Genomic DNA, 17,838 nt, shown 5'->3' on the forward strand with positions numbered 1-17,838 from the left:
CGTCAACCCCAAATACTTCAGAAACTCTCAGAAGCACTCGGCGAATTCTTAGAGAGAACCAAACCTCACCAGCGGGAGCGGCGATGTAGACCCGCACGACACCCATGACAAGAGGGTTCCGCGGTGGGACGACATTTTTCTGGCGCCACCGGCCACCCCCCTGCCACTCAGATCAGCTGCCCCCGCAGGAAGCCAAGGGCCGGCAAGGGTCGCCAGCTCCGCGGTAGGTCCGCGCGCCGGATCGGAGAGACAATGTAGCTCGGGACAGGCATGCTCGAGCTGCGCAGGAAGCCGGCATAGGCCCGGACCTGCTGCTCCCGCCAGGCGCGATCCGCATCGGCGGCCGCACGGCTCGCGTAGATTTCCGCGACACGCGTCTTGCGCCCGACAGCCGCGATGACCGCCCATAACCTGTCTTCGCGCGCCCTGCTGAGGCTGACCACCTGGTCCGGCGGCGGAGGGGCAGGCTGGCTCAACGTGTTGCCCCTCTCAGCCCGCGCCTGCCGACGCTGCGGTCCGACTTTGCATGCATCCCGCTCATCTGTGCCTCAGCAGCCTAGCGCACAAGGATTGGAAGGAACCAAGCCTTCTTCCCCGCCCGCGGCACGATGCCCAGGCGAGAAGCCCCGCTCAGAGGCCCTGGTGAGAAGCGCCGGCGACCCGCTCGCGTTTCCGAAGGGAACACGACGATACGGGAAGAACCTTATGGCAGAAATCCTCGACCCGGGCTGGTGGGGTGACAAGGCGGCATTCTTCCTGCCCCAGCTCAGGGACCTTGCCATAGCCTACGGTCTTGCCTTCGCGATCGGCTGGAACCGCGAGCGGCAGGGGCGCAGCGCCGGGCTTCGCACCTTCCCGCTGGTCGCCACAGCGAGTTGCGGCTTCATCCAAGCCACCGAGGGGCGCTTCGCCGGCGATCCGGAAAGCATGGCCCGCGTGGTCACCGGCATCATCACCGGTATCGGATTCATCGGCGGGGGCGCCATCCTGAAGGGGGACTCAGAGGTGCACGGAACCGCCACGGCGGCCAGCCTGTGGGCCACCGGATTGATCGGAGCGGCAGTCGCCCTGGGCAGCTACCATGTGGCGGTGATGGTTACCCTGGCGACGGTGGTAACCCTGGCTTTCCTGACCCGGCTGAAGGAGGAGAGCTGAACGCCAATGGCTCCAGGGGTAAGGCGCCGGCCGGAAATGCAAGCAGGGTGAAAGCCACCGGCATCTCCCGGCGGCCCCCTGCCCCTCCCTTGCTGACAAGGAACGCAAGAGAGCAAGGAGAGAGCCGCGGGGCACTCCCCTCCCCGATCAGGCCATGTGTGACCTGCCAGCCGTCAGCCCGGCCTCGTGGCATGGCCTGGCGGCTCCAGCCGGTCCTCGCGCTTCGCGAATTCGCCCGAGGCCTTGATGCGCACGGGCACGGACTTGGCGGCCGGCGTCTTCGACATCTGGTCATGGTGCCACACCGGCATCAGCGGGTTCATCTCCGGATAGTAGGCGCCCAGGCAACCATCCGGCAGGTCGAAGGGGGTGACGACCAGCCCTTGTACCTCACGGTGAACCCCATCCCCGGCATCGCCGACGAGGGAGACGACCTGCCCCTCCTGCAGCTCCGCCCGGCGCATCTCCTCGGGGTTGATGAGGAGCACGTCCCGCGTGCCCTCGATGCCGCGGAGGCGATCGCTGTAGCCGTAGATGGTGGTGTTGAACTGGTCGTTGCTGCGCATGGTGATCAGGCGGTAACGGCCGGGCGCATCCTCGAAGCCGACGGAGGTCAGGGTCTCAGGGGCGGTAAAAACCGCCCTCCTGGCGGCCGTCTTCCAGATCCGCTCGCGCGCCGAATTGCCCCGGTAGAAGCCCCCGGGCGTGAAGAGACGGGCGTTGAAGTCGTGGAACTCCTCCGCATAGGTCTCGGCGATCAGATCCCGGATCAGGGCGTAGTTCCCGACCCAGTCGGCCCATTTCACGCGAGGGTTCGGCTCCAGCGTCGCCTGCGCCAAGCCGGCGACGATCGCGACCTCGGATTTCAACTGCTCGCTGGCCGGCCGGCGCCGCGCGATGGAGCCGTGGATGCAGCTGAAGGTGTCCTCCATGCTGACGGCCTGCGGCCCGGAAGCCTGGATGTCCTCCTCCGTCCGGCTCAGGCAGGGTAGCAGATAGGCGACCTCCCCGTTCACCAGGTGGCTGCGGTTCAGCTTTGTGGCGACCTGCACGGTAAGACGCATCCTCGTCCAGGCGTGCTCCATCATGTCCCGCTCGGGAATGGCGCGGACGAAATTGCCGCCCAGCCCGATGAAGCCCTTTACCTCGCCGGACAGAATGCCCCCGCATGCCTCGACGGTGTTCATGCCCTTGTCGCGCGGCGGCTCGAAGCCGAACTGCTGCGCGATCTTGTCGAGCGGCACCAGCTCCGGCTTCTCCGAAATGCCGACGGTGCGCTGGCCCTGCACGTTGGAGTGCCCGCGCACTGGCGAGATCCCGGTGCCCTCCCGGCCGATATTGCCCTTCAGCAGCAGCAGGTTCACCAGCATCGCCACGTTCTCGAAGCCATGGGTGTGCTGGGTCAGGCCCATGCCATAGATGGCGATCACCCGGTCGGCCTCGACATAGACCTGGGCGGCACCCTCGATCGCCTCCCGGGTCAGGCCGGATTCCCGCTCGATGTCGTCCCACGACGTGGCACGGACCTTGGCTTCGAAGGCATCGAGGCCCGTGGTGTGGTGCTGGATGAAGTCCACGTCGAGCACGCGGCGGCCTTCCGCCTTGGCGGCGTCGTCCGCCGCGAAGACATGCTTGCACATGCCCATGACCACCGCGATGTCGCCGCCGGGCCGGACCTGGTGGTACTGGCTGCTGATCGCGGTTTCCTTGCCGGCCAGCATCTCCAGCGGGCTCTGCGGGTTCCGGAAGCTCTCCAGCCCCTTTTCCCGCACGGGATTGAAGGTAACGATCGGCACGCCGCGCTTGGCCGCATCCTGCAGCGGGTGCAGGAAGCGCGGGCTGTTCGTGCCGGTGTTCTGCCCGAAGAAGAACATCGCGTCGCACTTCGCCAGGTCGTCGAAGACGCATGTGCCGACGCTCGCGCCGATCACCTTTTTCAGGGCGACCGATGTGGTCTCGTGGCACATGTTGGAGCTGTCGGGCAGGTTGTTGTGCCCGTAGAGGCGCGCGAAGAGCGCGTAGAGATAGGATGCCTCCAGGCTGGCCTTGCCTGAGGCGTAGAAAATGACCGATTTCGGGTCCAGGGCCCTCAGCTCTCGTCCGATTGCATCGAAGGCCTCGTCCCAGCTGCAGGGAACGTAGCGGTCCGTCTCGCGGTCATAGCGAAGCGGGTGGGTCAGGCGCCCCTGCTGCTCCAGGTCGTAGTCCTTCCACTCCCGCAGTTCGGTCACGGTATGGCCAGCGAAGAAGTCGGGCGTGCAGCGGCGGGTCGTCAGGTCCCAGAGGGTCGCCTTGGCGCCGTTCTCGCAGAATTCGAAGGTGTGGTGGTCCGCGGGTTTCGCCCATGAGCACGAGACGCACATGAAACCGCCCGGCTTGTTCTGCCGCATGAGGGTCTCGATGGCGAGCGGCGTCGCCCACTCCTTGCCAAAGACCCTGGTCATGCCCCGCAGCGATCCCCAGCCGCCGGATGGGCTGTCATAGTGCACGGTGTCTTCGCGATTGGTCATCTGCACGCTCCCGCCCTGGGTGCCGGCCAGGCTCCGTCCGGTAACGTAGGGAGGCCGAGGATGCTGCATAGCTCAGGATTTTTCGCGCCCGCCGCCCGTGCCTGAAATCGGCGCGCGCGCAACCCGCGCGCGAAAAATTGTGGCCCGCCGCAGCGCGTGGAGGCTCAGGGCGTTGCTGCGGTGCTGCCCCTCTGCAGCGCTGCCTGAAGTCCTGGGATGGACCGCGTGGCCGGGGCGCCGGCTGGGCAAGGCCCGGGAAAGAGCGAAAAGGAAACCGCGCATGCGCGATAACAACGGAAGCCGAGGCATCCTGATCGCGGCCCTCATTGCCTCGGCCGGGCTCCTGATCGCGGGATATCAGCCGCCAGCGGAACGTAGGGACCTGGCCCATGCAGGGCGCCGCCCCCGGCCCGGCCAGCGACAGCAGGACGCGGGACAGGATCCCAAGACCTCGCGCGGGCGGGGCCACCACGCCGACGCACCCTCAGAGATACCCGCCCGGGGGTGGTGGGACATCCTGCGCCGCACGGCCCAGCAGGCCTCGGAAGACCGAATTCTGACGGAGGCGGCCGGCATCACCTTCTTCGCCCTCCTTGCGCTTTTCCCTGCGCTCAGCGCCCTTGTCTCGCTCTACGGCCTCTTCGCCGATCCAGCCCAGATCCGCGAACATCTCGCCGCCCTGGGCGGGGTCATCCCGGGGGGCGGGATGGAAATCATCGAGGAGCAGGTGCAGCGGGTTGCGTCCCAGGGCCAGGCTTCCCTCGGCTTTGGCCTTGCCGCGGGCCTGGCCGTGTCGCTCTGGAGCGCGAACGCGGCCACAAAGGCCGCCTTCGACACGCTGAACATCGTCTATGAGGAAAAGGAACAGCGCAGCTTCCTGAAGCGCACAGCCATCACCCTCGCCTTTACCGTGGGTGCCATCATATTCGCCCTTCTCGCCATGGGTGCGGTGGTGGTGCTCCCCATCGCGCTCGGCTTCCTCGGCCTCGGCGAAACGATGGAGACGCTGCTGCACTGGTTGCGCTGGCCCCTCCTGCTCGTGGCTGTCGCGATCCTCTTCGCCTGCCTGTTCCGCTATGGGCCGAGCCGGGACCATGCCAAGTGGCGCTGGGTCAGCTGGGGCGGTGCCTTCGCGGCGGTGGCCTGGCTTCTGGGCTCGGCGGCCTTTTCCTTCTACGTCGCCAATTTCGGCAGCTACAACGAAACCTATGGCTCGCTCGGCGCGGTCATCGGCTTCATGACCTGGATCTGGATTTCCTCCGCGGTGGTGCTGACGGGCGCCGAGCTGGATGCGGAGATGGAACGCCAGACGAGCCACGACACCACGGAGGGCCCCCACGAGCCCATGGGGACGCGCGGTGCCGCCATGGCGGACACGGTGGCCTCCGGAAAGGAGTGAGCATCCGGCCGGGCGGCGGGCGCGGGAATACGCGCCCGCCGCAACCAGCTCAGCCCTGGGCCGGACCCATGCCCGCGGCGGGTAGGTGCGCCGAAATCCCCGCCGCCGTATCGCGCTCCGCGGGCGCCGGCACCATGATGGTCACGGCGCGGCGGAGAATGCGGAAGCGCGCCGGGGTCGAGGTGGTAATCTCCCCATCCGTGTTCACGCGGCGCGGGCGGCGGGTGCGGATTTCGGCTTCCTCCAGCTCCACCGTGCGTACCTCCCGCCACATGCCATGCCGTCCGGAGCGGAAGGCAGGATAGACCAGGGCCAGTTTCCACAGGCTTTCGAATTCAAGGCTGTAGAGGTTGAGGCGGCCGTCATCGATCCGCGCATCCTCCTTGATCGCGATCCCGCCGCCATAATACAGCCCGTTCCCCACGGCGATCTGCAGCGTGCGGACCCTGCGGGACTGCCCATCGCACCGGATCTCGGCAGAGAAGGGGCGCATGCGCCAGAGCGCCCGGCCGGTCGCGATGGCGTAGCCGAGCCTTCCCCAGCGCCGCTTCACATCCCGGGTCAGGGCCCGGGTGACCTCGACGCTCAGGCCGATGCTGGCGACATTGAAAAAGGGGTGCCCGTTGACCTCCCCCAAGTCCACGCGGTGCGCCACGCCTTCGAGGATGACGCGTGCCGCCTCCTCGGCATCCTGGGGCAGCCCGAGGGTCCGGGCGAGGTCGTTCGCGGTGCCCAGCGGCAGGATGCCGAGCGGAAGCCCCGTCTCGATCAGGGCGGGGGCTGCGGCGTTCATTGTCCCGTCGCCGCCGCCCAGCACCACCAGTCCGATCGAAGGGGCGAGGCGCCTGATGGTATCGCGAAGGCCCTCCGGATCCTTGCAATCCTCCCGGACCAGCGTGAAGCCGCCCTGCTCAAGGCTGGCCAGGGCAGAGGCGACATCCTCCATGCCGCGCCGGCTCTTGCTGTTGATCACCACCAGGGCACGGCGGGGCGGGCTTCCCCTGTCGTCGTGCCCCGGCGGAATGGGCTCAGCGCCAGCCATCGCCATTCCCTTCTCGCCGCTGTTCCCGGACATGGCCGGCGCCACCGCATGGTCGCTTGTCCCGCGGGCCGGCGCCGGGACGCGAAGCGCCCGCCGCGACCCGCTCCCGGACGGGCGCGCGGTTGCTCAGGAAAGGGGTGGCCGCGGTGGCAGGGGAGGCGAGATCGGCGGCATCACCGGGCCAGGCCCCGGCACCGGCGAGATCGGTGAGGGCGTGGAAGGCATGTGCGGCCCGGGCGAGATCGGCGGAACCGGAGACTGGCCTGGCCCAGGCAGGGACCCGGTCGCAGGGAGGGCGGCGCTGGAAAGGGTCATGTCGGGTCTCCCGCCTCGGTGGAAAGGTCTGGCTCGCGAGCCACCCGCCGCGCCGGCGAGGCTGGCCCAGGTGACGGAACGCGGGGCGCTCCGCCGGGTTTGCTGCCTGCCGGAGGTGGCGCTTTCGCCGGGAAAGGATGCAAGGCAGCGCTCAGTCCCCCAGGATCGTCACGGCGTTGGTGGTGGGGATGTTCCTGACGGACTGCGCCTGGGCGAGAAGCTGGGATATGATCGCGAAGACCGAGCCGGACTGCCCGCCAGCAGGCCCGGCCGGCACGGTGAAGCTCTCCCCATGGAAAACGACGGAGATGCCGGGCCCGCCCGCAGGCCCACGCTTCACAGCCAGCAAGGCCTCGCGCCCACCTGCTGTCCGGATCTCCGGGGGCGGGTGGCCCTTCTCCAGCTGCATCTGCGCGGCCTCTCCCAGGTAGTCCATGATTTCCGCCAGCGAGCGGAGATGCAGCTCGAGGACGCCGAGGCTTCCTCCATCCAGGACAGCCAGCGCGCCGGTCGGCGCCCCGAAGAAGCTCCGGTCCCCCACGGCGTAGCGCCGCTCCTCGACCGCCCCGGAACGGCAGCGGCCCTGGGCGAACAGGGCGGAGGTGGGGCGGCGGAAACAGAAGCGGGCGCTTGCCGTCAGGCTGCGCAGCCGGTAGCGGCGTGGGCCCTGGCCGGCCTGGCCGCGCGGCGGCGTGCCCGTGAGGTCATCGACGACCAGGCCTTTCTCGTGGGCCGATAGGATCTGGGACAGGCCGACCGGGCTGTCCGACCGGAACTCCGGCCCGACATCGCGCTGAAGCTGAACCTCCTCGGTCGTCAGCCCTTCGTCCACCAGGCGCTCCAGCAGGGCCTGGAACTCGGCATAGCTCGCGGGCTGGTCGGGGCTGTTCACATAGAGCCGCTCCTGCCCACCGGCTTCACGCAGCCGGATTCGCTCGACCATCAGGGAGAGGATCAGCTCGGGCGGCTGGTCCTGCCGCAGGTAGAAGTGGGTCGTCGTCACCCCCACCGGCGCAAGATAGCCCTGGTAGAACTCCTTGTTGGCCTGGGTGGACACCTCGAAGGTCGGGCCCTGCTCCACCGAGACATTCGGGTTGAACTCGAATCGCGAAGGCGCCTCCGCCCCGAAGGGCAGGCTCATGCTCGCCCCGGCATTCACCCGGTTCCGGCCACGCACCGTGGTGAGGGTGGTGAAATGCGCGGGCAGCCGCAGGCTGCGGCGCAGGATATTGATGAGCAGTGCCTGGTCCTGAAGGGCACCGTATTCCTTGTTGATGGTGCCCAGCGCCTCGGAAAGCCGCTCGTTCCCGCATCCACCGAGGAGAAGCGCCATTGCCAGCCCGGCCAGGGCGGAGCGGCGCCATTGTCTTTGCATTCAGCCATACCTCGCCTGCCGGCCCGCGAAGCGGTGCCCCACGTGGCGGCCGTGCCCCGCGCGGCGGAGGCCTGGGCCGGCGCCGCGCCATGCTGTCCACTCCGCCGCGGCACCGCAAGTGACGCGGAATGGCGGGGCGTGCCGCGGGAGGTGCGGTTCCCCTCCCGCGGCACGCCCGTTTTGCGTCAGGGGCTCGCCGGCGCCGCCGCCAGCTTGTCCTGCGTCTTCGTCTCGAAGTCGCTGGCATCGTGCCGCTCATGCAGCTGGCTCGACGGTTCGCCGGAGGTCCGGTTCACCATGCGGCCGCGCTGCACGGCCGGACGCGCGCCGACGGCATCGGCCCAGCGCCTGACGTTCCCGTACTCGGCGACGTTCAGGAACTCCGCGGCGTCGTAGAGCCAGCCCTTCACCAAGCCGCCATACCAGGGAAAGATCGCGATGTCGGCGATGGTGTAGTCCGGGCCGGCCACATACTCGCTCTCACCCAGGCGCTGGTCGAGCACGTGCAGCAGGCGCTTCGTCTCCATCGTGAAGCGGTCGATCGCGTATTCGATCTTCACGGGTGCATAGGCGTAGAAATGGCCGAACCCGCCGCCAAGATAGGGCGCGCTGCCCATCTGCCAGAAGAGCCAGGACAGGCATTCCGCACGCGCCGCGCCGCTCGCGGGAAGGAATGCGCCGAACCGCTCGGCAAGATAGGTGAGGATCGCGCCGGATTCGAAGACCCGCACCGGCTCGGGCCCGCTCCGGTCCACCAGGGCCGGAATCTTGGAATTCGGGTTGATGGCGGTGAAGCCGCTGCCGAACTGATCCCCCTCCCCGATCCGGATCAGCCAGGCATCGTATTCCGCGCCCTGATGGCCAAGGGCCAACAGCTCCTCCAGCATGATCGTGACCTTCACCCCGTTGGGGGTGCCAAGGGAGTAGAGCTGCAGAGGATGCCGGCCGACCGGCAGTTCCTTGTCATGCGTCGGCCCGGAAATCGGGCGGTTGATGTTGGCGAAGCGTCCGCCGCTTGCCTTGTTCCAGGTCCAGACCTTGGGCGGCGTGTAGTCGCTCGGGCTCGTCATCCGTCAGGCACTCCGCTGTATCGCGCGCTCGCCGGGGCCGGGCCGGTGAACCGGGAACGCAGGGCACCACCGGCCCTGCCGGGAGGAGCGGCCCATGGGCAGCCCTACTCCTCGCATGTGTTCCTGGTCCCTCGGGCCCGCGCCCGGCAAGGTCACGCGATCATAGATAGGGCGGAGATTGACGCCAGGGCGAAAGGCCGCCGGGAACTTGACGGCCGCCCTGCCCTTTCAGGCGCCCGCGGAACCCGCCGCGCCGCCTGCCACGGTCGTAGGCTTCCAGTTCATCCGCCACTGCCGCTGCACTTCTTCGTTCACCGCTTCGGCATCCTGGCCGGGGCGGACGATGACCTCGGCGCCGTTCAGGCGGAACCGGTGGGGCACGCCGTGGCGATTGGCCTTCTCGACACATCGGGCGATGACATGCGGCAGGTAGTCGCCTTCGGTCGTGGGATAGTCCTGGACATGCTGTACCATTCTCGTCTCCCTCATTGCCTCTTGTCCGGAGCATAGGCAGGCGTCACGGAAAGGTCACCGAACTCCTGGTGCCTCTTTCGTGAGGCGCGCCCGGCCCCTCCGTTGACCCTTCCGCGCCACCATGGCAGGCCGGGCCATGCCCCAGCTCCAGGCCGCCCAGATCCCGGTCACGCCCTTCCAGCAGAACTGCACCCTGGTCTGGGACGCGGAATCCGGGCGCGGCACGGTGATCGATCCGGGCGGGGACGTACCCCGCATCCTCGCCGCGCTGGATGAGGCGGGCTTCACGGTGGACCGCATCCTCCTCACCCATGGCCATCTGGACCATGCGGGCGGCGCCGCGGCGCTGAAGCGCGAGTTGGATGCGCGGCAAGGCGAAAGCGTGCCGATCGAGGGCCCCGACCGCCGCGACGCGTTCCTCCTGGAAGGCCTTGCGGAACAGGGCGCGCGCTTCGGCATCGAGGGGCTGGAGAACGTCACTCCCGACCGCTGGCTGGCCGAAGGCGAGGCGGTCCGCATCGCCGGGCAGGATTTCGCCGTGCTGCACTGCCCTGGCCATACGCCGGGCCACCTGGCCTTCGTCTCCGTCGCCCTCGGCGTCGCGTTGGTGGGGGATGTGATCTTCCGTGGCTCGGTGGGGCGCACCGACTTTCCTTATGGCGATCACGCGGCGCTGATCGCCTCGATCAAGGACAAGCTGCTCCCGCTGGGCGACGGAATACGCTTCCTCTGCGGCCATGGCCCCGGCTCCAGCTTCGGCGAGGAGCGCCGGTCCAACCCGTTCCTCAACGCGAAGGGCTGACGCGCGAGGCCGGGAGGCCATCGCGCGGGGCCAGGCATCGCCCGGCCAGCATTCAGCCCGTGCCGAAGCCCTTGCCGGGCACGCGGTATTCCGCCCGCGGCGGCGCGAAGATGTCGAGCACGCGCGCCCCATCGGGCCCGGCGCGCATCGTGTGGGGAACGCCGCCGGGCGTCCGCCAGAAATCTCCCTTGCGGACGGGGATCTCCTCGCCGCCCTGGATGCGGACGGCCGAACCCTCCAGCAGCACGCCCCACTGTTCCTCCGGATGGGCATGCATCGTGCCGCTGGCATTCGGGGCGATGACGACGACGGACAGCATGGCGCCTTCGCCGGGGAAGATGCGGGTGCTCACGCCATCCGCCAGCTCCCGCAGGATGCCGTCCTCGGGCGCGTCGAGATTATGGAATTCGGCCGATTGGCTCATCTTGGATCCTCATGGGTCGCGTGGTTGGAGGGCCCGGGCGTGATCGCTTGCGCGAAGGCCCGGGCCATCCCGCCTCTCGCTCAGTCCGGCTTCACGTTGTTGGCCCGCGCCACCTCGCCCCAGGTCGAGATCTGCCGCTCCACGAAGCGCGCGAGCGCGGGCCCATCCCCGAGCACCAGCTCCGCCTGGTTCGTCTCGGTGAACTGCTTGGCGATGCGCGGCTCGCGGTAGCTCTCGATCAGCGCCGCCTGGAACCGCTTCAGCACCGGCTCCGGCACGCCGGCCGGTCCGAAGACGCCCCACCATGCCTCCGCCGTCAGGTCCTTGAACCCCGCCTCCTCCGCTGTCGGCGTATCCGGCAGGCCGGCCAGGCGCTGTGCGCCAAGCTGCAACAGGGGCCGCAGCGTGCCGGAGGAAACCTGCGGCGCCAGCAGGGCCGCGCTTCCGATCATCATGTCCACATGCCCTGCCACCGCGTCATTCACGGCCAGCCCGCCGCTGCGATAGGGCAGATGGGTCATCTCCACCCCCTTGCGCCGCAGCATCATGAGCATGACGAGATGCCCGATCGTGCCGTTCCCGGTGGATCCGAAGGAGATCCCCCGGCTCTTCGCCGCCTCGAAGGCGTCCTCGATCGTGCGGAAGGGCTTGTCCGGCTTGCAGGCGATGACATAGGGCGCCCGCCCGATCTGCGTCACCGGATCGAATCCCTTCTGCAGGTCGAAGGGCAGGTTCGGCACCAGCACCGGCATCAGGGCATGGCTGTCAAAGGTTAGCAGCCAAGTGTAGCCATCCGGCTTCGCCTTCGCGACGATATCCGAGCCGATGCTGCCCGCCGCGCCGCTGCGGTTCTCGACGATGATCGGAACCCCGAGGCGCTGCTGCAGCCCAGGCGCCGCCAGCCGCGCCGCCGCATCGGTGGACCCGCCGGGCGCGAAGGGCACCACGATGCGGATCGTCTCGCTCGGCCAGGTGCCGGTCTGGGCCCGAACCCGTGTCGCCGCTGCCGCCGCCATGCCAGCCAGCACGGCACGCCTCGTGAAGGACGTCATGCCTCTCTCCCTGTCTTGCGGCACCGTGGTCCGGCGCTCGCGCTTGTTTCAGCTTGTCAGATGCCGGGCGATAAGCCCAAGGCCTTCCGCGTCCGCCCCAGCAGCGCTGCCGCATCGCGCGGGGGCAGAACACGCTCGGGCTCCGCGCCCGCGATGCGGAGGACCGCGAAGCAGGGCCCCGTGGCGCCGGGCTCCGGCACGCGCCGCGCCAGTGCCTCGATCCCCTCCATCGTCTCGATCACCCGCACATCCGCGATGCCGCAGCCCCGCGCCACGGCGGCCAGATCCGTTCCCATCGCCGTGTGGCTACGCTGCCCGCCTGTCTCGCCATAGAGGCCGTTATCAAGCACGGCGATCACCAGGTTCCCCGGCGCCTGCGCCGCTATGGTGGCGAGGCTGCCCATTCCCATCAGCATCTCGCCATCTCCGGTCACCACCAGCACCGGCCGTTCCGGCTGCGCGAGAGCCAGCCCCAGCCCCATCACCGCGGCCCCGCCCATGGCGCCCCAAAGCGGGAAATTCAGGTCGTCGTCCCCGGCGGCGGCCACGTCATAGGTCGGCGAGCCCAGGCCGGATATCACCACCGCCTCCCCGCGCTCCCGCAGCAGCGCCGCGACGGCCGCCCGCCGATCCAGCGTCCCGCTCATTTCACGAAGACTTTCGCGCCGATCAGGCGCTGCGCCAGCAGCACCGCCATGGGCGTTCCTCCGCCATAGGCCATGCGTGCCGCGGCCGAGACCACCTCGCCCACCTCTTCCGGCCGCTCCGCCCGCAGCACGCGCATGTCCATCAGCTCCAGAGCCGCCTTCGTCGTGCTTCCCATCGGCACCTGCCACGGGTTGAACTCGCCCCACTCGCCGCGCATCGTCACCAGCATCAGCAGCGGGATGCGGCATAGCCGCACGAGCGAGAGCATGTTCACGCAGTTGCCCACGCCGCTGGACTGCATCAGCAGCGCCCCGCGCTGACCGCCCAGCCAGGCACCCGCCAGCAGCGCCACGCCTTCTTCCTCGGTGGTCAGTGGCACCGCCCTCACGGAGGGCTCCGCATGCAGCCGGCGGATCAGCCGTGCATGCCCGCCATCCGGAACATAGGCCACCTGCCGGACCTCTTGCTCCATCAGCACGTCGAAGATCCGGTCAGGCCAGTCCGCCCCGGATTCCCCTGCTGCCTCCCTGGCTTCCGCGCCCAGCCCCCTCGGTCCGTCCAAGGCATCCTCCCGCCGGCGCGTCGCCTGCGCGCCCTGCAAGGGAGGGTCAGCCATCCACAGGGCTTCGGGAAGAGATCGTCTGCTGATACGAGATATCACGAATCCTGAAGCCTACGGGGGCGCCGCATGGATATCCGCCAGCTCCGCAGCTTCATCGAGGTCGCCGAAACGGGCTCGCTCAGCCGTGCCTCGGACCGGCTCCGCCTGGTCCAGCCGGCCCTGTCCCGCCATATCCGCATGCTGGAGGAGCAGGTCGGCGCTCCCCTGTTCACCCGCCATGGCCGCGGGATGCGCCTCACCGATGCCGGCCAGGCCCTGCTGGACCGCGTTGCCGGTCCCCTCCGCCAGATCGAGCGATCCCTCGAGGAGGTGCGCGGCCTGCTGGGCAAGGTGGCCGGCCATGTCGCGCTCGGCCTCATGCCCACCACCAGCCATGTTCTTTCAGGGCGCATCGTCCGCCGCGTGGCCGCCGAGCTGCCGGAGGTGTCGCTGCGGGTCGTCGAAGGCTATGCCGGACACCTCGTCGAATGGCTCCGGCGCGGGGAGCTGGATGCGACCCTGCTGTATGGTCCGGCGGGGGGCCTGAACCTGCCCGTGGAGACACTTCTTCATGACGACCTTGCGCTCATCGGCCCCGCCGGTGCGCTGGATGGCGGCGCTTCTGTCGCGATGCGGGACCTCGCCTCGCTGGAGATGGTGCTGCCCAGCCGCCCCCATGGCCTGCGCCACCTGATCGAGAGCGCCGCGGCCGAGGCGGCCGTCAGTCTCCGCATCCGGTTCGAGGCGGATTCCTTTCGTGTCCTGAAGGACATCGTGGCCACGGGCCTGGGCTATACCGTGCTTCCGCCCTCCTCCATCGCCCCGGACGAGATGGGACACCGCTTCAGCATGGCCCCACTCCGGGACCCGACCCCATGCCGGGAGATCCTCCTGGCCCGCCCGCCGGACCGGGGCGACAGCCGGGCCGCCCAGGCGGTGATGGCCCTGCTGCGGGACGAGGCCCGGAACCTCGTCCTGCGAGGCGGATGGCCGGGGGCCGCCCTGCCTGGCTGAACCCGCATGGCCATGGGAAAGGCGCCGCTTTCTGGCCCGGCCTGCCATGGCCAGCCGCGGCGCAACCGGCCTGCCAGCATGACCGTCATCGGCGCCAGTGATTTGGGTGGATGCGGCGCAGGGACCATCCTTTGCGCAACCCAGGCGCGCCGTTGATCGCGGCGCTGCCCCCAGCGCAGGGCGGGCCGCATCCCGCCAAACCGGAAACCACAACGTGAAGAAGATCGGCTTTCTCTCCTTCGGCCACTGGACGCCCTCGCCGGGCTCGGGCACCCGCTCGGCCGCCGACGCCCTGCTGCAATCCATCGAGCTTGCCGTCGCGGCGGAGGAGTTAGGTGCGGATGGCGCCTATGTCCGCGTCCATCACTTCGCGCGCCAGCTTGCCTCGCCCTTCCCCCTCCTCGCCGCCATGGGCGCGAGGACCAGCCGGATCGAGCTCGGCACCGCCGTGATCGACATGCGCTATGAGAACCCCCTCTACATGGCGGAGGAAGCCGGCGCCGCGGATCTCATCAGCGGCGGCCGTCTTCAGCTCGGCCTCAGCCGTGGATCGCCCGAGCAGGTGGTCGATGGCTGGCGCCATTTCGGCCATGCCCCCGCCGAGGGCGAGACGGACGCGGATATGGGCCGCCGCCACGCGCAGGTGTTCCTGGATGTGCTGCGGGGCCAGGGCTTCGCCCAGCCGAACCCGCACCCGATGTTCCCCAACCCGCCCGGCCTGCTGCGCCTGGAACCCCATTCCGAGGGCCTGAGGGAGCGCATCTGGTGGGGCTCGGGCTCCGACGCCACCGCGGTCTGGGCGGCCCAGCAGGGCATGAACCTTCAGAGCTCCACGCTCAAGGACGACGAGACCGGCGAGCCCTTCCATATCCAGCAGGCCAGGCAGATACGCGCCTATCACGCGGCCTGGCAGGCAGCCGGCCATGCGCGCGCGCCGCGTGTCTCGGTCAGCCGCAGCATCTTCCCGCTGCTGGATGATCGCGACCGTGCCTATTTCGGACGGGGCCGCAAGGAGCAGGACCAGGTCGGCTACCTGGACGAGAAGACCCGCGCCATCTTCGGCCGCAGCTACGCCGCCGAACCCGATGCCCTGGTCGGGCAGCTCCGCGCCGACGAGGCGATCGCCGCGGCTGACACGCTGCTGCTGACCATTCCGAATCAGCTTGGCGTGGATTACTGCGCCCATGTCATCGGGGGCGTCCTTCAGCATGTCGCCCCGGCGCTGGGCTGGCGGTGACCAGGCGCGGATTTCGGTCCGGCAGCGCTTGCCGGGCTAGGACAGCGGAGGCGAGCCGCCCGGCCGGGCGGCGACCTGCGAGCCGGAGGGCTGGCTCATGATGGCCTGGCCCTGGAGCGATGCGACGGTCGCGTGGAGATGCGCCAGCACGGCGCGCAACGCCGGCGTGACCGGCCGCATCGGGCTCAGCGCGACCACCAGCCTGGCCCGGAGCGGCGGGTCTCCGATCGGCCGCAGCACATAGCGGCGATCCTTCAACTCACGGGTCAGGCCCGCGCGTGGAAGCACGCTCCAGCCAATTCCACGCTCGACCAGGGTGCGGATCGCCGTGAGGCTGTCCACCTCCAGGAGCCGCGCGGGATCGGGCCGGACGCCGGCGGCGTGCAACGCCCGGCGTAGCCCGTGCTGCCGATCCGGCAGGATCAGGTCGAGCCCTCCCAGCCGGGATGCCGGCACGGGACCATGCGCCGGGACGGCGCGTGCATGGCGGCTGCGGGCAAAGAGCAGCAACTCCTCCTCCGCCAGCAATTCGGCCGAGATCGTGCGGCTGCGACGGCTGTCATAAAGGATCGCCAGATCCAGCCGCCCCTCCGTGAGCCACTGGTTCACGAAGCCGCTGAAGCCGTCAACGAGTCGGATCTGCAGATGCGGGTAGGTGCGGCGCAGAGGTCCGAAGATGGATTCGGCCAGGTGCACGGACATGAAGGTCGGCACGCCCAGCACGACCCGCCCGCGCGGAACATCGTCATCCAGCAGGGAGGGCAGGCTGGCGAGCGCCGCGAGAAGCGGGCGCGCTGCCTCGATGAGCTTCTGCCCGTCCGCCGTCAGCCGCGCACCGCGCCCGTGCCGGTAGAGCAGCGTGCGGCCAAGCTCCTCCTCCAGCAGCGCGATCTGGCGCGACAGGCTTGGCTGCGCGAGGCCGAGCGCCGATGCGGCGCGGCTGAAGGTGCCGTGCTCGGCAATGGCGAGGAGGGACCGGAGCCGGGTCTGATCCATAGCCTGTCGCTATAGCTGATAATCGCATCCGCCGCATCGCCTGCGGCGGTAAGCCTGTTCCATGGAACAAGCCAGAACCGCCGCCACCGTTCTCGTCGACATGCTGGTCGCCCGCGGCGTCGACCGCGCCTTCTGCGTACCCGGGGAGTCCTACATCGCCCTGCTGGACGCGCTGCACGGGCATCCCGCCCTGGACCTGGTGACCTGTCGCCACGAGGGCGGCGCCGGCTTCATGGCCGTGGCGGATGCGCGGCTCACGGGTCGCCCGGGCGTGGTGCTCGTTTCCCGCGGGCCCGGTGCCTGCAACGCCGCGATCGCCCTGCACACCGCCGAGCAGGATGCGGTGCCGCTCATCCTCATCATCGGCCAGGTTGAGCAGCGGGACCTTCGCCGCCGCGCCTTCCAGGAGATCGACTACGGCGCCATGTTCGGCAGCATCGCCAAATGGGTCGGCGAGGCGAGCCATGCCGACCAGGTGCCGGAGCTTGTCGCCCGCGCCTGGAGCATGGCCACGCAGGGCGTGCCCGGCCCCGTGGTCCTGTCCCTGCCCGAGGATGTCCTCGCGGCCCCCTGCCCCGCCCCGGCGCTGCCCGCCACGAATCCGGCGGCAGCCGCGCTCCCCCCGGCGGAGGCGGAGCGGCTGGCCGACCTGCTGCGGCGGTCGGAGCGCCCCATCCTGCTCGCCGGGCACGGACTCGATGTTGCCGGCGGGAGGGAAGCCCTGCTGGCCTTCGCGGAGAGGTGGCAGCTGCCCGTCGCCGTTTCCTTCCGCCGCCAGGACCTCTTTCCGAACCGGCACCCGCTCTATGCCGGCGATCTCGGGCTCCGGAACCCGGATGAGCAGCGCCAGGCCTTCGCCGAAGCGGATCTGCTCCTGGCGCTGGGCTCGCGCCTGACCGACATCACCACCCAGGGCTATAGCTGGCCGGTTCCCGGACAGCGCCTTGTGCATGTCTGCGCCGATCCGCGCTTCCTGGGATGGCACTTCCCGGCCGAAATGGCGGTGGCGGGCGCGGCCAGCGGCGTGCTGGAAGCGATGGCCGGCCAGGTGCCCTCCTTCCCGGCCACGCGCACGGCCTGGCTGGAGCGGCTCCGTGCCCTGCAGGACGCGGACAGCCGCATCGCCGCGGCATCCTGCCCGGATGGCCTTCCCTTCTCCCGCATCGCACAGATCGTGGGCGAATGCGCCCCGGCCGATGCGATCGTGACGCTCGACGCCGGCACCTTCGCCGCCCCCTTCTACCGCAAGCTGGCCTGGATGCCGCCCCAGCGGCTTCTCGCGCCCATCTCGGGCGCGATGGGCTTTGGCGTGCCCGCGGCCGTCGCGGCGGCGCTGCGACATCTCGACCGGACGGTGATCTGCGCCGTGGGGGATGGCGGTGTGCTGATGACAGGGCAGGAAATGGCCGTGGCCGTGGCGCGCGGGGCTGCGATGAAGATGCTCATCTCGGACAATGGCAGCTACGCCTCGATCCGGATCCACCAGGAGAGAAGCCATCCGGGGCGCGTTTCCGGCACCTCCCTGGCGAATCCCGATCTCGGGGCATGGGCCGCGTCCTTCGGGGTTCCCGTGCTGCATGTGCGGGACGAGGGAGACCTGCCCGCCCTGGCAACCGCGCTGCGCGCGCCCGGTCCGATGGTGGCGGTGGTCCGGACCTCACTCCAGGCCGTTCTCCCGGCTGCGGCGAGGCGCAACCTGCCGGAGGCGGCCGGTTCCCCGTGAC

Annotated in this window: 17 protein-coding genes; 6 read left to right on the forward strand and 11 right to left on the reverse strand. The window is 69.5% G+C overall.

Annotation, left to right across the window (positions count from 1 at the left end):
- Nucleotides 1–167: 167 nt before the first annotated feature.
- On the reverse strand, nucleotides 168–476 hold the full coding sequence (locus tag J8J14_RS19380) for a hypothetical protein (RefSeq protein WP_209381204.1): 309 nt from the start codon (nucleotides 474–476) through the stop codon (nucleotides 168–170).
- A 229-nt stretch (nucleotides 477–705) separates the two neighbouring features.
- Here J8J14_RS19380 and J8J14_RS19385 point away from each other — a divergent pair, with 229 nt between their 5' ends.
- Nucleotides 706–1,155 (forward strand): MgtC/SapB family protein, encoded by a 450-nt coding sequence (locus tag J8J14_RS19385; protein ID WP_209381205.1) that lies wholly within the window; start codon nucleotides 706–708, stop codon nucleotides 1,153–1,155.
- A gap of 173 nt (nucleotides 1,156–1,328) precedes the next feature.
- Here J8J14_RS19385 and J8J14_RS19390 read toward each other — a convergent pair whose 3' ends face one another.
- Nucleotides 1,329–3,665: an FdhF/YdeP family oxidoreductase gene (locus tag J8J14_RS19390; RefSeq protein WP_209381206.1), complete on the reverse strand. Its 2,337-nt coding sequence runs from the start codon at nucleotides 3,663–3,665 to the stop codon at nucleotides 1,329–1,331.
- A gap of 280 nt (nucleotides 3,666–3,945) precedes the next feature.
- Here J8J14_RS19390 and J8J14_RS19395 point away from each other — a divergent pair, with 280 nt between their 5' ends.
- Nucleotides 3,946–5,064, forward strand: a complete 1,119-nt coding sequence (locus tag J8J14_RS19395) for a YihY/virulence factor BrkB family protein (protein WP_209381207.1) — start codon at nucleotides 3,946–3,948, stop codon at nucleotides 5,062–5,064.
- Between the two features lie 49 nt (nucleotides 5,065–5,113).
- Here J8J14_RS19395 and J8J14_RS19400 read toward each other — a convergent pair whose 3' ends face one another.
- The 4 genes from J8J14_RS19400 to J8J14_RS19415 all read right to left on the reverse strand — a co-directional run bounded on the left by J8J14_RS19400 (nucleotide 5,114) and on the right by J8J14_RS19415 (nucleotide 9,340).
- Nucleotides 5,114–6,139, reverse strand: coding sequence for a lipid kinase (locus J8J14_RS19400; RefSeq protein WP_245215981.1), 1,026 nt, complete (start codon nucleotides 6,137–6,139; stop codon nucleotides 5,114–5,116).
- Nucleotides 6,140–6,572: 433 nt separating this feature from the next.
- Nucleotides 6,573–7,796, reverse strand: a complete 1,224-nt coding sequence (locus J8J14_RS19405) for a hypothetical protein (RefSeq protein WP_209381208.1) — start codon at nucleotides 7,794–7,796, stop codon at nucleotides 6,573–6,575.
- Nucleotides 7,797–7,981: 185 nt separating this feature from the next.
- Nucleotides 7,982–8,866, reverse strand: a complete 885-nt coding sequence (gene yghU / locus J8J14_RS19410) for a glutathione-dependent disulfide-bond oxidoreductase (protein ID WP_209381209.1) — start codon at nucleotides 8,864–8,866, stop codon at nucleotides 7,982–7,984.
- 228 nt (nucleotides 8,867–9,094) lie between these two features.
- The gene (locus tag J8J14_RS19415) at nucleotides 9,095–9,340 is read right to left on the reverse strand and encodes a hypothetical protein (RefSeq protein WP_209381210.1); all 246 of its coding nucleotides are present in this window, start codon (nucleotides 9,338–9,340) and stop codon (nucleotides 9,095–9,097) included.
- A gap of 136 nt (nucleotides 9,341–9,476) precedes the next feature.
- Between J8J14_RS19415 and J8J14_RS19420 the strand changes: the two genes are divergently transcribed.
- Nucleotides 9,477–10,142, forward strand: coding sequence for an MBL fold metallo-hydrolase (locus J8J14_RS19420; protein WP_209381211.1), 666 nt, complete (start codon nucleotides 9,477–9,479; stop codon nucleotides 10,140–10,142).
- A 52-nt stretch (nucleotides 10,143–10,194) separates the two neighbouring features.
- On the opposite strand, the gene J8J14_RS19425 is transcribed toward J8J14_RS19420, so the two are convergent.
- The 4 genes from J8J14_RS19425 to J8J14_RS19440 form a co-directional block, all read right to left on the reverse strand.
- Nucleotides 10,195–10,566, reverse strand: a complete 372-nt coding sequence (locus J8J14_RS19425; RefSeq protein ID WP_209381212.1) for a cupin domain-containing protein — start codon at nucleotides 10,564–10,566, stop codon at nucleotides 10,195–10,197.
- Between the two features lie 80 nt (nucleotides 10,567–10,646).
- The gene (locus tag J8J14_RS19430) at nucleotides 10,647–11,618 is read right to left on the reverse strand and encodes a Bug family tripartite tricarboxylate transporter substrate binding protein (RefSeq protein ID WP_209381213.1); all 972 of its coding nucleotides are present in this window, start codon (nucleotides 11,616–11,618) and stop codon (nucleotides 10,647–10,649) included.
- 56 nt (nucleotides 11,619–11,674) lie between these two features.
- A complete protein-coding gene (locus J8J14_RS19435; RefSeq protein ID WP_209381214.1) occupies nucleotides 11,675–12,265 on the reverse strand; it encodes a thiamine pyrophosphate-dependent enzyme in 591 nt (196 codons plus the stop codon).
- Nucleotides 12,262–12,882: a thiamine pyrophosphate-binding protein gene (locus J8J14_RS19440; RefSeq protein WP_209381215.1), complete on the reverse strand. Its 621-nt coding sequence runs from the start codon at nucleotides 12,880–12,882 to the stop codon at nucleotides 12,262–12,264. The genes J8J14_RS19435 and J8J14_RS19440 overlap by 4 nt, the downstream gene beginning before the upstream one ends.
- Before the next feature lie 72 nt (nucleotides 12,883–12,954).
- Between J8J14_RS19440 and J8J14_RS19445 the strand changes: the two genes are divergently transcribed.
- Together J8J14_RS19445 and J8J14_RS19450 are read left to right on the forward strand one after the other, a co-directional pair.
- Nucleotides 12,955–13,881 carry a LysR family transcriptional regulator gene (locus J8J14_RS19445; protein ID WP_209381216.1) on the forward strand — a complete coding sequence of 309 codons (927 nt, stop codon included), beginning with the start codon at nucleotides 12,955–12,957 and terminating at the stop codon, nucleotides 13,879–13,881.
- A gap of 214 nt (nucleotides 13,882–14,095) precedes the next feature.
- Nucleotides 14,096–15,118, forward strand: a complete 1,023-nt coding sequence (locus J8J14_RS19450; RefSeq protein WP_209381217.1) for an LLM class flavin-dependent oxidoreductase — start codon at nucleotides 14,096–14,098, stop codon at nucleotides 15,116–15,118.
- Between the two features lie 36 nt (nucleotides 15,119–15,154).
- Here J8J14_RS19450 and J8J14_RS19455 read toward each other — a convergent pair whose 3' ends face one another.
- The gene (locus J8J14_RS19455; RefSeq protein ID WP_209381218.1) at nucleotides 15,155–16,114 is read right to left on the reverse strand and encodes a LysR family transcriptional regulator; all 960 of its coding nucleotides are present in this window, start codon (nucleotides 16,112–16,114) and stop codon (nucleotides 15,155–15,157) included.
- A 61-nt stretch (nucleotides 16,115–16,175) separates the two neighbouring features.
- On the opposite strand from J8J14_RS19455, the gene J8J14_RS19460 reads away from it, so the two are divergent.
- Nucleotides 16,176–17,837 (forward strand): thiamine pyrophosphate-binding protein, encoded by a 1,662-nt coding sequence (locus J8J14_RS19460; RefSeq protein ID WP_209381219.1) that lies wholly within the window; start codon nucleotides 16,176–16,178, stop codon nucleotides 17,835–17,837.
- Nucleotide 17,838 lies beyond the last annotated feature (1 nt).

The organism is Pararoseomonas baculiformis (assembly GCF_017813395.1).
Classification (GTDB): domain Bacteria; phylum Pseudomonadota; class Alphaproteobacteria; order Acetobacterales; family Acetobacteraceae; genus Roseomonas; species Roseomonas baculiformis.